Raw genomic sequence first — 14904 nt, forward strand, 5'->3', positions numbered from 1 at the left:
ATTATTTTTCCTCCAACCAACGACAGACGTCTTTTGCATGATAAGTAATGATTAAATCGGAACCTGCACGCTTCATACCTAGTAATGTTTCCATTACTACCGCTTTTTCATCGATCCAGCCATTTTGTGCAGCTGCTTTTACCATTGAATATTCGCCTGATACATTGTACGCCACAACAGGTAATGGGAAGCTGTTCTTTACATCACGGATAATATCCATATATGCCAATGCAGGCTTCACGATTAGGAAATCTGCACCTTCTTCAACATCCGAAGTTGCTTCACGAATCGCTTCCATTCGATTAGAAGGATCCATTTGGTACGTTTTACGGTCACCGAACTGTGGGGCTCCTTCTGCCGCTTCACGGAAAGGACCGTAATAGCTAGAAGCGTATTTCACCGCATAGGACATAATCGGAATATGCTGGAAACCTGCTGAATCCAATCCTGCACGGATCGCTGTTACAAACCCGTCCATCATGTTCGATGGTGCAATGATATCAGCACCGGCTTTCGCTTGAGAAATGGCTGTACGTGCCAACACATCAAGTGAAGGATCGTTTAATACTTGATCGCCTTCAATGACACCACAATGACCGTGGTCCGTAAATTCACATAAGCAAGTATCTGCTACGACAAGAAGCTCTGGATGACGTTCTTTAATTAAACGTGTCGCTTCCTGTACGATGCCGTGGTCGTGGAAAGCACCAGTACCGACTGCATCCTTTTCTTTAGGAATACCGAAAAGCAATACCGCACGAATACCTAAGTCTACAATTTCATCCACTTCCGCAGCCAAGTTATCCAAAGATAATTGGAATACGCCAGGCATTGAACTTACAGGGTTTTTTACATTTTCCCCTTCAATAATAAACAACGGATAAATTAGATCTTCTTTTTGTAGGTATGTTTCTTTTACAAGTGCACGCATCGCTGCATTTTGACGTAAGCGACGGTGACGTTGGAAATATAGTTCTGTCATTTTGTCTGTTCCTCCAGGATGAGCTGTTCAATTACAGCTTGCATCGTATAGATTTTCGGTTGCACTATTGGCTCAACCCCGTATTTCTCAAGGGCTGCTGTTGTGACATGACCAATCGATGCAAATTTCACATTTTGCCATTCTACATGCGGCACAATATGCTCAGCATAAATATCTACCGCAGAAGGACTGGCGAATATTACTATCGGATGTTTTTCTGTCAGCAGGCATTGTGTTAACTGCGAAAAATATTTTCTGCACGGACGGGTTTCATAAACGGTCCACTCATCTGCTCCGGTACCTTCATGAATCGTCTTTTTTGCCTTCGATCCACGGACAAATAATGCACGTTCATCTGGCTTCATCGAAAATTCCTTCACAAATACATCCGCGCTGTAAACAGTTGGCATAAAATGAATTTCATAGCCGTGCTCCTGTAATAAAGCAGCAGTCTTTTCACCGACAGCCGCAATTTTCATTGTTACAGGAATCGACTGCTCATGCCGTATACATTTATCGATAAAGTTTTTCACCGCATTTTGGCTTGTAAAAATGAGCCACTGGTATGCAGGTAATTGACTAAAATAGAATTCATCTTCCTTCGAAACCTTTTCTACTGTCTCGATTAATGGATAATTATAAACTTTCCCGTCATGTTGCTCAATCAATTGCTCTACTGACCTTACAACCTTCGATCCTGTAATAATCAATGTTTTTCCTAAGAGCGCATTACTCGGCATCTAACTCAGCCTTTACTTTTTGAATTAAGTCAAAGGCACCTTGCTCAGTTAATTTTGCGGCAACTGCTTTACCCACTGCATCCGCATCAGTCCCTGTTAATGTTTCCTTATAAAATACAGAAGCATCCGGTGCTGCCACTAAACCTGTTAAAGTTATCGTTTCACCATCAACTGTAGCATAGCCGGCAATCGGCACTTGGCAGCCGCCATCCATTGCAGCTAAAAATGAACGCTCTGCATGTGCAGTAGTCCATGTTGTGTCATCCGTTAATTTTGCCAGTTGTTCAAGCAGCTCCGCATCATCCGCACGGCATTCAATTCCTAATGAACCTTGCGCAACAGCTGGAAGGCAAATATCTGTATCTAAATATTCCGTTACGACATCATCGCTCCAGCCAAGTCGTTTTAGCCCCGCTGCAGCAAGAATAATGGCATCGAAATCTTCCGTTTCCAGTTTCTTCAGGCGAGTATCGACATTCCCGCGAATCCACTTAATTTCAAGATCTGGACGTGCCTGTAATAATTGTGCACTGCGGCGTAATGAACTCGTTCCGACGATTGCACCTTTTGGCAGATCGGCAAATTTTACATGACCATTTGAGATGAATGCATCTCGTGCATCTTCGCGAGGTGGAATACAGCCGATGATCAGTCCTTCAGGCAATACAGCAGGCATATCTTTCATCGAATGCACCGCAAAATCGATTTCTTTATCATATAGAGCTTGTTCGATTTCTTTAACGAATAGACCTTTACCTCCAACTTTAGAAAGCTGTACATCTAAAATGCGGTCGCCTTTTGTTACAATTTCCTTAATTTCAAAATCAAATGGTACGTCAGCTTCTTTCAATTCATTAATAAACCAGTTTGTTTGTGTTAATGCTAATTTACTTTTTCGAGATCCTACAATAATTTTTCTCACGTTACTCCGACCTTTCTATTCTGCTAAACCCACAGATGGAAATTTGATAATTTGCTGCCGAGGAAGAAATTAATGACAACGAGTAAAAATAAGTAGATATGCACCTGTGCATATACCATGCCGATTAATTTTCCTTTCCGATGCAGCAAAAAGATAATTAAGTAAACAATCGATACGATAAACGAGCCTAAAATTTTCACATCGAAAACGGAAACATCCTCTAATGTTAAAAATGCCCATTCTAACCCTAAAATTAAACTTATTAACAGCAATGGAATACCAATAATGGTCGATAAATTAATCCACTTAACCATTTGCTGCAGGCTTGGCAATCGTGACCATAAATTCGTTAATTTTTTCTGCTTTAATATGCGATATAAAATTAAATACAGCAGCGAGAAGACAAACGCAACCGAAAAAGCGGCGTATGACACAATCGCAAAACTGATATGGATTAACAGCATTTCTGAAACTAATGAATCACTAACAATCTGATCATTAGTTTGCGGTGCAAATAAATGAATTGTCATAAAGACAAAGCTCAATACATTAATAAAAAACACCGGTAAATCAACTCGTACTATACAATGGAGGATAATCGAAAGCGTCGTTAAGAGCCATGCATAAAAGAAGACCCCTTCATACAACGACAAAATCGGAAATCGCTTCGTTTCAATGATAAATAAGACGATAAATAATGTTTGCAATACCCAGACGATGGAAACAAACCAGAAGGCTACACGTCTGAATTTCATATTTTTATAAAGGTAGTCTGTAAAATAGAGTACGATACAGAGCCCATAGAGAATGATCATGAGCTCATATAATCTTGTCATTACCATTTCTGTCATATGCACCTTCTCCTGATGGAAACTTACTAAAAAAAGCGCTTTCGCTATCTATAATTTTACCATATAGATACGAAAACGCTTATGATTTATTTGAATAAAGTGCTTCAATAAGGCTCAATGTCTATTGGCTATTGTTCAATTAATAAGAGAAACCTGGTTTTAAAGTTGCCTCTTTTGCTGTTTCACTGTTTTTTACTTCCGGGCGTAATTGCTGTACTTCTTGCTGCACTTCGTCTTCAATCCCGAAGATTTGCTGGAATAAAGCAAGCTGTGCTTCCGCATTTTTCTCGTTTGCAAGTTCTTTTGCTTGTAGAATCGGCGTTTTCAAGAGCTGATTAATAATCGATTTTGTATGCTTGTTTAAAATTTTGCGTTCGCGCTCCGTTAAATTCGGCATTTTGTTTTCGATACTCATCATTGTTTCTTCTTGAATAGATGCCGCTTTTTTGCGTAAAGCAGAAATGACAGGCACGACACCAAGTGTATTAAACCAATCTTTAAATTGAATGATTTCCTCTTGAATCATCGTGCTAATTTCATTTGCCGCACGTTCCCGTTCTGCCAAGTTGGCTTGTACAATTCCTTGAAGGTCATCAATGTCGTACAGGAATACATTTGGCACATCGCCAATACGCGGATCTAAATCTCGCGGTACTGCAATATCGACCATAAATAACGGATCGCCTTTACGGAATTTCGCTACATCTTTCATCAAGTCATAATCGATGACATAATCAGTAGCCCCAGTTGAACTGATTAAAATATCCGCTTCCAGCAGCGTACATTGCAGCTCATTCATCGCTTTGGCATCACCGTCAAACTTCGATGCCAAATTTTGAGCTTTTTCAAATGTACGGTTAATTACCGTTACTTTTCCTACACCATTTCCGTACAGGTTTTGAATCGCAAGCTCACCCATTTTCCCTGCACCTAAAATGGCTACATGCTTATCTTTTAAAGAACCGAAGATTTTTTTGGCAAGCTCCACGGCAGCATAAGAAACCGAAACAGCATTTTCCCCAATCGCTGTTTCACTATGTGCGCGTTTTGCGAATGTTACGGCCTGTTTAAATAATTGGTTATAAACTGTACCAGTTGTCCCAATTTCCTGACCTTGTAAAAAACTTTTCTTTACTTGTCCTAAAATTTGCGTTTCCCCAAGCACCATGGAATCGATACCAGCCGTTACACGGAATAAATGGTTTAATGACTCATCTTCTTCACGGATGAATAAGTGATCTTCAAATTGTTCCATCGGTATGTTAAACCAGTTCGCCAAAAATTGCTTAACATAATAGCGACCAGTGTGTAATTGATCGACAACCGCATAAATTTCAGTACGGTTACAAGTAGAGATTATTACATTTTCCAATATGCTTTTTTGTTTTTGCAGCGCTTCCATAGCATTCGGAAGATCCGATTCGATAAATGAGAGCTTTTCACGAATTTCTACTGGCGCTGTTTTATAATTCAGGCCTACTACTAATGTATGCATGAACCTCCACACCTCACACGTTCTAATTCATAGTTTTTATTGTAACATAATGACAGCATGATTCTAGCTTAGTTTGTGAACATGCTTTGAAAGTATTTACTAAACGTATTTAATTAAATCCAAAACGACTTTAAAATTGTCAGTAAATGTTTAAATCTTTGTATCTATACCCTAACTTCAGAAAAATACATCTTGTCACAGAGCGTGCAAGATGAAATCTTTTCGGAAAAGAAATTTATATTGTTAAATTAGAATTATTCTAATGTAAGTCTAACAAAGTTCGACACAGATTTCAATCATTCAAACCAAAAAAGAAGCTCACTTTATGAGTGAGCCTCTATTTTGTCACATATTATGAATTTTAGTCCCTATTACCTTTCCTGTTGCATCAAGTGCCTGGAATTCCACTTCAACATATAAATCAAATTCCGGGAACTCATACAGGTTCGGTCGATGCATATAGCGAGAAGAACCTCGTGCCGGCAAGTCATATTTAACATCGCCACTTGGTGAAATGAATACAACGCGTACACCTTTTACATTGTCGCATCCAGTATTCACATCCGCTAATATAGTTACTTTTGATGTTTCGATCCGCACATCCGTATTATTGAAGATTGTATCTCCTACTAAACAACTATTGTTCATCACAGGTGTTTTACATAAAATCGTTGTAATAATCGCCTGCAATGAGCTGTGCAGGTTTTCAATCGATGTAATATTTTGATACGTACCCTTTGTTTCGGAAGAAATATCTTTCAGTATTTTTTCGTTTACCGTTGTATATGAACCAACCGATACAGTGTGAATCGCAATCCCTTTATTTTTGGCATCATTCAGCACTTTTTCAAGCCCGTTACTGTTAGAATTACCATCTGTTACAAGGACAATGGCTTTACTTGTATACTGGTTTGTCGTGAAGTTAGCGATTGCCGTTTCAAGGGCTTTCACAATATTTGTCGACCGGTTTTCATTTTTGTACGTCAATAAGCTGTCAATACTTGAAACGACATCCGCTTTATCTGTCGCTTCGTGATTTGGTCGATTATTGAAACGATACACATGACTTGGATTTGCCCCGATTTGTTTAATCGTTTGCTTCACTTTGTTTGCTGTATAATTTTTTGCATCTCGCGCTTTCATCGAACCAGAGTGGTCTACGACGAACATCACTTCGGATTCAACGGCACATAAATTGTTTTCATAGCGCGGATTGGCAAAGATTTGTTCAGAGACCGTTGTATTTTTCAGGCTCTGGATGACTTTATCATAACGGGGATCCAAATCGATCAAGCGTGCCTTAACTTGTGATTTTCCATATAGGATATCGTCAAAGTATACGACAGCAGAGCCGCGGCTGCCTGTGCCGTTATTATAGTCTTTCGTGTTTGTATCAAATGATACAACACGTGTTTTGCCGTTAAATGTCACTTCCACTGTTCCTTTATAGTCAGTAATAATTACCCCGCCCGGTGCGACAAGGTTGATGATTACTTTTGTATAACGATCCATACCATCCGGACGTTGCTGCAGTTCTTTTCCTGCAAGTAATACTTTAACTTTTGCAACGGCACCTTCCAGCTTCCCGATTACGTCCGCATAATCTTTACGCAATAAATTCTTGTCGATTTGACCTAAACGATCATACATCGCTTTAATGACCTCTACCGATTCTTCATGTGCTAATGTTACCTGATCAGCAATCGGTAAAAACTTGTCCGTTAAATAAATAATGACCGCATGGAGCATCGAATCGAATGCTTTAGTGTCTTCTTCACTCATAACACCTTGCAAATCATATGTTGCTCGTCCCTCATTGTTGACCGTGTACATCACTTTAGCACTGCCAAGACCGCCCCAGGAAGACTCCTCTTTTGGCCCTTCAATCATATAGTCGAGAATTTGTTCGAACAGCCAAACCGAAATAATTTGACCTTCCAGCTTCAGATCCGCATTTCCGTACTGAATTTCCTTGGAAGTAACTTCACCTTGAGTCAGTTTCCCGTCAGCTGTTGTATAGTTTTCCCATTTAGATCCTGTCATCAGTTTTAAATCGGGATCGTAATCTGAAATGGTAATAACCCCATTTTGTGTAAATGGTACTGTCGTTGTCCCTATAACACCTTGTGGTAATGCCGGTAATGGGCGTACGCCAGGATCAACCGTTCCGCCGTTCCATTCTGTCTGTTCCGGATCAAACACTTCATAAGTAATTCGAAGTTCCGCTTTCGGTACATAGCGGACAGATGCTTCAATGACCTGATTTTTATATGTGTAATATTTTTCTGATGGATTAATCATCTCAAAGCGGATTGTATCGACTACTGATTTTGTCAAAGCAGGTGCCGTTACATAGACGCTAAGCTGTGGTCCATCAGTATAAACTGTTGTTGATTGACCGCTTGTACTTGTATTCGTTTCCGATACTTTTGCCCCGGCTTTTGAAGTCACCTTAAATGCCAATGATTCATCATATGAAATGTCATTACCGTAACTATCACGCAAATCAATCGTAATTAAAGTTGAATCGACGCCGTTTGCTGTAAGTTCTTCGTTTTCTACATTTATCTTTTTAACCGCTTTATAAACATCAGGACGTGTCGCTTTATCATCCGTGTTTTTACCCGGAGTTGTCGGAATCGTCACAGTACCGTTCTTACTCTCAACAAAGTTCACAGGTAATGTAATTTTATTGTTATCTTTGCCTGATGGAGCACTTGCCAGGCCTTCAATCGCCAACTTCCCTTGTTGATTGATGCGGTACATGAAGACCGCCATATCACCGCGATTAATATTGCGTGTCGGCTTATAGTCTTCATAAGTTCGTTTTCCTGTTGTACCTGTTGTAATTTCATTCATATATAAATATCTGACTGCCTGGATTTCGGATAAATCAAGACCATTTACCGCCGCATAGAGCCTTGCAAAGTGGCCACGTGAAATATTGGCATTGCGCTTTGATTTATTATCCACGCCATATAACGGGATATTCAAATCACCATAATATTCATAAAGCATATCTTTATCATTTGTATTGAAATGATAGTTTTTGTCCATCTTTGCTAAAAACTGCAGCATCTGCCATTCCATCACGAGTGTGCCGGATTGGAACTTATTGCCTTTATACAACTGCAAATAATCATTATCAATTGTCCACTTGGCTGCTTTATACTTCGAATTTTTTTGTGATATATCCGAAATTTTCTTGCTTGCAGCTTCCGTTTCCGTAGCACCAAACGGAAATACTACGGAAAATACAAGAAGACAACTGAGCAGCATGGCCATTATTTTTTTCATCTTACTCATGTTTGCAACCCCTTAGTTAAAGAACAGAATATTGTCACGGTAATTCTCTTTTAAATCTGATTCTAAATAACGTAAAAATCGTTCAATAATCGCAGAAGATTGTGCACGTGTCAATGTAGCTTTCGGATTGAAATAACCGTCACTTCCTGACATTAATCCTAACTCTGTCGCGACATAGATTGCATCGCGTGCATAATCCGTAATTTTATAGTCGTCTTTATAGTCTGTTGTATAGCCCGGTTCAGGCGCTTTTCCTTCCAGCCCCAGTGCACGCACTAAAATTGTTGCTGCCTGCTGGCGTGTTAAAAAACCGTCGGGATCAAATGTCGTTGGGTTTTTCCCTTTAATAACACCTTTATCAACAGTCGCTACTAAATAATTGTAATCTTTTTCTGTACGTTTCACGTCTTTAAAAATAGATGGTTGTGTCTTTTTGCGGTTCGTTTCTTCCAATACACGAAGGTCGATTGCTTTACCAATAGCAACTGCAAAATCGTAGCGCTGTACAGGTGTATTTGGTGAATAGAAGTTCGATTGATCATCCAATATGCCAAGTGAATACAGTTTTTCAATCTGCTCACGTGCCCAGTTGGAAGATAAATCACGGAATTTAGGGATTTTCAGCATTTCCAGCTTCGGCATATAATCGATATTGCTTGCGACCGTTCCCTCGCTATCAGGCAAATCATATTCATATTCCGATAGCGAATCGGCTGAGCTAATCGTTTTATAGTTGCCGTAAAAACTGGATAAAGATGCATCGCTTTCGTTATATTCCAATGTACGTGACTTGGATGTCGATACTTTGTTGTTCACTGTCCCGATCGTCCCGTCATCAAATTCAATCTCAAAATCTGTAATTTGTGTTTCTGTAGCTCCCCAGAAGTTTTCATATCCTTCGTTTCGGCTATCTGCATGTACTGTTATCGTTTTTGTCACAGCATTTTTGCCACGGCCTGTTGTTTCGGTATATGTTTTGCGGGCAATCGCATTGCCTGAATAATAGTCGGATGCCGGCCGTTTGTCTGTAATCGTACTTTTAGACAGCTGATAATCCGCCAGTGTAAATGTTCTTTCGCCAACTGTAATTTTCTCAGTAAATTTAGTAACCTCACCCGTTGCCGAACTTTGCCCTACTTGGTCATAGTTCGTCACATCGTATGTATACGTAAAATTTCGTGTCAGCTTCTCTCCATTAGGTCCAGCCAATGTAAACTTGTATGTTTCAGTTAACTTGCCTTTTGACTCTTTCGTAGAAATCGTTGCATTTTTATTTGTACCTGTAAATTTAATCGGCTTTCCTGTTAAGAAAAAGTATTCTTCATATTCATATTCATTTTTAATACCGCCTGTTAAATCAATAGATTGTGCGGAACTCAGTGAAGGGAGCAGCATCAGAAAAAATGAGCATGCCAGTAGGAAGGTGAAGCAAAGTTTCTTTCTCACAAATTCGTCCCCCATTTCTTTAAAATCATTTTAGTTTAAATGGTGTGCGGGAAAATGCTCCCGCACACCTTTTTAAATTAGTTCACTAATAGTACATAGACCTCCGATGTAGAGCGTGCAATCGCTGTTACATGATCTGCCTTATGAATATCAGTAATGTCGATAACTTCCCCATCTTTAATAATCATCGCTTTAGACAGGTCGAGTGAAAGTGAACCGGAACGGTAGCTCCAATGACCATCCTTGCTCCACTGGCTACTGTTAACAACAGATATCTTTTTCGTATTGAAATTAATCGAACTTGCACGGCCAGTTAATGTTAACGTAGCCAGTTTTTCATTTGGCACAAAATGAATGCCTTCAATATGACCATCATTTACAAAGAAATATCCGTAGTATGGATTTGGTGAATTTGTGTAATTATCATATAAATCGAGATCCAGTTCCGGAATGACTTTAAATTGCTTCGTTCCATCCAGTTCTGATGCGATTGTTGAATTACTGAAAGCAAATGATGTAATGGATTTATCCGTATTCCAGAAATGATTATCGAAGCGTTGTAAATCTGATAATTCCACTTCATAAGCATCTAAATCCGCCACATCAATTCGGCCAAAGTAAAGTTTGTATTTCGATAGATTTGGTGCTAAATAAGCATCATTTGTAATATTGACGATATGGGCATAATCACTCTTAGTCGCCCCATCCGTTAATACAAACGCCGTTGTCGAGATTGGTTTTTGTGCTAAATCAAGCGCAATAAGGCCTTCTGGTTCTACTAAACGGCCATTGCGGATTAAAATCGAACCGTTATGGTAATTTAATTTTAAAGAGTTTTTAAGTTGTAGCGTGTTTACACCAAGATTGACACTTGTAATAGGTTGATAGAATGTACGCTCATTTTTAGCTAATACAATAATCTTATCGATTACTTCTTTGCTGAACTGAGTTTTAGTTACAAAATATAGTTCACTATTTTTATAGTTTTTCAGTTGGCTTTTTGAAATTTTCTTATTCCCTACATAAATGCTTGTATTATTTGTAAAATTGAATGTTGCCTGTGTTTTTGTTCTTACTGTTCCAAAACGCCAGTTTAGTAAAGGATGGGCATTTTTAACATTTAGTGAATTTTTGTTAGTATTAACTGTATTTAAATCTGCTTTATATAACTCCGTTACCATATTGGCTGTGCTCATAATCGTAATTTCAGCGATGCGGGAAGTATTGGCTGTTGCAAATTTTAAGCGGACACGGTCTCCTACATAAAGTGTGCTTAAATCTACTGATGAGTTTCCTTTGAACACTTCCGTATTATTTGTCACTGTATAATTTTTCGTTGAAGAGCCATCGATTTTTACACGGATCTGCAAACCGTTCGGATCAATCTGTGTCACAGCACCGGTTACTTGTTTGCTGTTTTCGACGATTGAACCGCCTTCTACATTTGTAGAACCACGCATTTCAGTAATTTTGCCTAAGTTTAATTTAATCGTGACACTCATGCCTGCTTTAAACCCTGCAATTGTTGTCAGCGTATTATTAATATAGTATTTCTGCGTATTTGCAAGATTAAATGTTGCGGTTTTCCCTGCGCTGTTTTTTAATGTGACACTTTTTAATGTTCGTGTGACATTCCCTTTCTTATCCTCGGTTTCATTATAATTTGCTTTCATAAATGTATATGTATTTGATGCTTCAGCTTGCTGCCCTGTTGGTAAGATTGCTAAAGCAAAAGTAATTGCCATCAATACGGTAATGATTTTTTTAAGCAATTTTTCCGCCTCCTTCTCTCAGTAACTTTTCTTTTTAATCAAAGTAAACGCCTGAAAATATTTGTATTTAATCCCAAATATTGTTGCAGGACCTATATAAGTGTAACAAATTTGCCGACTATTGGCATTGGTTGTCGAAATTATTTATACGGAAATATCGATTGTTTTACCTAATACGGGGTGTGACGCATCGATCACTTCGACTATTTGTTCCGCATTTTCTTGCTGAAACTCCATCACTTTTTTCGTCATGGCCAATGAAACATCATGAATCAATTCATTTTGTTTCATCGACATCGCTAATGCAGCAATATCCAAAGTACACCTCCTATTTACCTTTATCGGCAAAATACTATGAATATCAAGTAATTATTATTATTTCAAACAGGAAAATTGCCCAAATAAAAACAACCCCGAAAGTTAATTCGGGGTTGCATTGTTTACATGCGTGATTCAATTTCGGCCCAGGCTTCTTCAAAACCAAGACCTTTTTCAGAAGAAAACACAATTAATGGATCTTGCTTTTCCATTTGTAATGTTTCGCGAACAATCTTTTTATGCTTATCCCATTTTCCTTTCGGAATTTTATCGGCCTTCGTTGCGACAACGATTACCGGGATATTGTAATGCTTTAAAAAATCATACATCATGCAGTCATCTGAAGTAGGGTTATGACGGATATCAACAATTAAGACAACCGCTCTTAACTGTTCACGACTCATAAAGTACTGCTCGATCATTCTTCCCCATGCTGCACGTTCTGATTTTGAAACTTTTGCATAGCCGTAGCCGGGTACGTCAACATAATAGAGCTGTTCTTCAATTTTATAGAAGTTCAGCTGTTGTGTTTTACCAGGCTTTGACGAAATACGCGCCATTGCTTTACGGCCAATCATACGATTGATAAACGAAGATTTGCCGACATTTGAACGACCCGCTAAAGCGAATTCAGGTAGCCCGTCTTCCGGGAACTGTTCTGGTCGGACAAAGCTGCCGATCATTTCTACGTTATGGACTTTCATTACTTATTAAAACCTCCATCTAGTGCGAGCGCAAGAACTTCTTCCGCTTGTGAAACTAGTTTAAATGTGAGTTGCTCACGAATTGTTTCAGGAATATCATCAATATCACGTTCATTGTCTTGCGGAATGATAATCGTCGTCAATCCCGCACGGTGAGCACTTAATGATTTCTCTTTTAAGCCACCGATCGGCAGTACACGACCACGTAATGTTACTTCTCCCGTCATTCCAATTTCGCGTTTAATTGCTTTTCCAGTTATTGCAGAAACTATTGCAGTCGTCATCGTAATACCTGCTGACGGGCCATCTTTAGGTACTGCACCTTCCGGAACGTGGACATGAATATCGTGCTGATCGAAATAATCCGCATCGACACCTAAATCATTAGTTAATGTGCGGACAAATGAAAGCGCTATTTGAGCGGATTCCTTCATTACATCGCCAAGCTTCCCTGTTAAAATTAATTTACCTTTACCAGGTGTTAATGAAACCTCAATCTGCAATGTGTCTCCACCGACTGTCGTATAGGCAAGACCTGTCGCAACACCTACTTGGTTTTCCATTTCCGCCTGTCCATAGCGGAAGCGGTGTTTCCCAAGCATATCTACTAATACTTTTGAGTTGACCGTTACTTTTTTCTTTTCGCCGGATACGATTTTTTTCGCAGCTTTACGGCAAACCGTTGCAACTTGACGTTCTAACCCACGAACACCAGCTTCACGTGTATAGTAACGAATTAAATCCGTAATGGCTTCATCTTTCATTGCCATTTGCGTTTTCTTTAAACCATGTTCCTTCATCTGCTTCGGAATCAAGTGGTTCTTCGTAATCTCTACTTTTTCGAACTCTGTATAACCCGCAATATTAATGACCTCCATACGGTCCAGTAATGGTGCAGGAATCGTACTTAAATCATTTGCTGTTGCGATAAATAATACATCCTGCAAATTGTATGGCTCTTCAATGAAGTGATCACTGAATGTATTGTTTTGCTCCGGATCCAGTACTTCCAGCATAGCAGCAGATGGGTCTCCACGGAAGTCATTTGACATTTTATCAATTTCATCAAGTAAAAATACAGGATTTGTCGTACCTGCTTTTTTCATTCCTTGAATGATACGTCCCGGCATTGCGCCTACATACGTACGACGGTGACCACGAATTTCAGACTCATCGCGCACACCGCCAAGTGAAACACGGACAAACTTACGGTCAAGGCTTTCTGCAATAGAACGCGCTAAACTCGTTTTACCTACGCCCGGAGGTCCTGCTAAACATAAAATCGGACCGCGCAATGAATTCATTAATTGACGTACTGATAAATATTCTAAAACACGCTCTTTTACCTTTTCCAAGCCATCATGATCGCGATTTAAAATTTCTTCTGCATACGCAATATCAATACGGTCTTCCGTTTTTTCTGTCCAAGGAATCGAAACAAGCCATTCCAAATAGTTGCGGATGACACCACTCTCTGCACTTGCAGCAGGCAGCTTTTCGTAGCGATCCAGTTCTTTTAATGCAACTTTTTGTGTAGACTCAGGCATTCCGGCACTATCGATTTTTTTACGAAGTTCGGCAATTTCTCCCGTTTTCCCTTCGCGATCACCAAGCTCTGTTTGAATTGCTTTCATTTGCTCACGCAGATAATACTCTTTCTGTGTGCGCTCCATCGCCTGCTTCACTTTTGTACTGATTTTTTTCTCGAGATTTAATATCTCCTGCTCGTCATGCAAACGAATCATTAAGTGATCTAAACGCTTTTTAATGTTCGTTATATCGAGCACTTCTTGCTTTTCATTAATCTTGAAAGGTAAATGAGAAGCAATGACATCCGCTAAACGGCCCGGTTCTTCAATATCAAGCACCGATTCGATTGTTTCTGTCGTAATTTTATTTGAAGATTTTGCGTATTTTTCAAAATACGATAATACCGTACGCATTAAAGCTTCGGTTTCCGCATCTTTGTGCAGCTCATCTTCAAATAGTTCTAAATCTGCCGTTGTAAATTTACCGGAATCTTCATAACGAACCATTTCCGCACGGTTTAAACCTTCAACCAGAATACGTAATGTTCCATTTGGAAGTTTTAGCATTTGTTTTACTTTCGCTAATGTTCCCATTTTATAAAGATCTGCTTTTCCCGGTGAATCAACACGTAGATCTTTTTGAGTTACTAAAAAGATTGTGCTATCTTCAAGCATCGCATGTTCTAGTGCAGCAATAGAACGTTCCCGACCCACATCAATATGTAAAACCATCGTTGGGTATACAAGAAGTCCTCTTAACGGTAAAACTGGCATATTAGTTAATTTTTTTGTCACGCGGGTATTCACCTCCATCCAAATCTTAAAAACAACCCGCAATA

At 39.2% G+C, this 14904-nt stretch carries 11 protein-coding genes; all 11 read right to left on the bottom strand.

Annotated features, from left to right (window positions below; all coding sequences use genetic code 11):
- Window position 1: 1 nt before the first annotated feature.
- The 11 genes from hemB to lon all read right to left on the bottom strand — a co-directional run bounded on the left by hemB (window position 2) and on the right by lon (window position 14878).
- Window positions 2-982 carry a porphobilinogen synthase gene (hemB, locus tag MKY27_RS11405; protein ID WP_339195152.1) on the bottom strand — a complete coding sequence of 327 codons (981 nt, stop codon included), beginning with the start codon at window positions 980-982 and terminating at the stop codon, window positions 2-4.
- A complete protein-coding gene (locus tag MKY27_RS11410) occupies window positions 979-1722 on the bottom strand; it encodes a uroporphyrinogen-III synthase (RefSeq protein WP_339195155.1) in 744 nt (247 codons plus the stop codon). Before MKY27_RS11410 ends, hemB begins: the two co-directional genes overlap by 4 nt.
- Window positions 1712-2644 carry a hydroxymethylbilane synthase gene (gene hemC / locus MKY27_RS11415; protein ID WP_339195158.1) on the bottom strand — a complete coding sequence of 311 codons (933 nt, stop codon included), beginning with the start codon at window positions 2642-2644 and terminating at the stop codon, window positions 1712-1714. Before hemC ends, MKY27_RS11410 begins: the two co-directional genes overlap by 11 nt.
- A gap of 23 nt (window positions 2645-2667) precedes the next feature.
- Complete coding sequence (ccsA, locus tag MKY27_RS11420) at window positions 2668-3495, bottom strand: cytochrome c biogenesis protein CcsA (protein WP_339172221.1); 828 nt, start codon at window positions 3493-3495, stop codon at window positions 2668-2670.
- A gap of 139 nt (window positions 3496-3634) precedes the next feature.
- Window positions 3635-4990, bottom strand: a complete 1356-nt coding sequence (gene hemA / locus MKY27_RS11425) for a glutamyl-tRNA reductase (protein WP_339195160.1) — start codon at window positions 4988-4990, stop codon at window positions 3635-3637.
- 345 nt (window positions 4991-5335) lie between these two features.
- Window positions 5336-8296, bottom strand: coding sequence for a vWA domain-containing protein (locus MKY27_RS11430; RefSeq protein ID WP_339195162.1), 2961 nt, complete (start codon window positions 8294-8296; stop codon window positions 5336-5338).
- Between the two features lie 12 nt (window positions 8297-8308).
- Window positions 8309-9742 carry an S-layer homology domain-containing protein gene (locus tag MKY27_RS11435; RefSeq protein WP_339172227.1) on the bottom strand — a complete coding sequence of 478 codons (1434 nt, stop codon included), beginning with the start codon at window positions 9740-9742 and terminating at the stop codon, window positions 8309-8311.
- A gap of 77 nt (window positions 9743-9819) precedes the next feature.
- Window positions 9820-11514, bottom strand: coding sequence for a phosphate ABC transporter ATPase (locus MKY27_RS11440; protein ID WP_339195164.1), 1695 nt, complete (start codon window positions 11512-11514; stop codon window positions 9820-9822).
- A gap of 144 nt (window positions 11515-11658) precedes the next feature.
- Window positions 11659-11832 (bottom strand): YjfB family protein, encoded by a 174-nt coding sequence (locus MKY27_RS11445; RefSeq protein WP_339195166.1) that lies wholly within the window; start codon window positions 11830-11832, stop codon window positions 11659-11661.
- A 122-nt stretch (window positions 11833-11954) separates the two neighbouring features.
- Window positions 11955-12536 carry a ribosome biogenesis GTP-binding protein YihA/YsxC gene (gene yihA, locus MKY27_RS11450; RefSeq protein ID WP_339172233.1) on the bottom strand — a complete coding sequence of 194 codons (582 nt, stop codon included), beginning with the start codon at window positions 12534-12536 and terminating at the stop codon, window positions 11955-11957.
- Complete coding sequence (lon, locus tag MKY27_RS11455) at window positions 12536-14878, bottom strand: endopeptidase La (protein ID WP_339172235.1); 2343 nt, start codon at window positions 14876-14878, stop codon at window positions 12536-12538. The genes yihA and lon overlap by 1 nt, the downstream gene beginning before the upstream one ends.
- Window positions 14879-14904: the final 26 nt, after the last annotated feature.

It is taken from the genome of Solibacillus sp. FSL R5-0449 (assembly GCF_037975215.1).
GTDB lineage: Bacteria > Bacillota > Bacilli > Bacillales_A > Planococcaceae > Solibacillus.

Excerpts from the sequence above, each read along its gene's own strand:
- lon (WP_339172235.1), bottom strand. The coding sequence starts at position 14,878 with ATGGAGGTGAATACCCGCGTGACAAAAAAATTAACTAATATGCCAGTT.
- hemA (WP_339195160.1), bottom strand. The coding sequence starts at position 4,990 with ATGCATACATTAGTAGTAGGCCTGAATTATAAAACAGCGCCAGTAGAA.
- ccsA (WP_339172221.1), bottom strand. The coding sequence starts at position 3,495 with ATGACAGAAATGGTAATGACAAGATTATATGAGCTCATGATCATTCTC.
- MKY27_RS11430 (WP_339195162.1), bottom strand. The coding sequence starts at position 8,296 with ATGAGTAAGATGAAAAAAATAATGGCCATGCTGCTCAGTTGTCTTCTT.
- hemB (WP_339195152.1), bottom strand. The coding sequence starts at position 982 with ATGACAGAACTATATTTCCAACGTCACCGTCGCTTACGTCAAAATGCA.
- MKY27_RS11410 (WP_339195155.1), bottom strand. The coding sequence starts at position 1,722 with ATGCCGAGTAATGCGCTCTTAGGAAAAACATTGATTATTACAGGATCG.
- yihA (WP_339172233.1), bottom strand. The coding sequence starts at position 12,536 with ATGAAAGTCCATAACGTAGAAATGATCGGCAGCTTTGTCCGACCAGAA.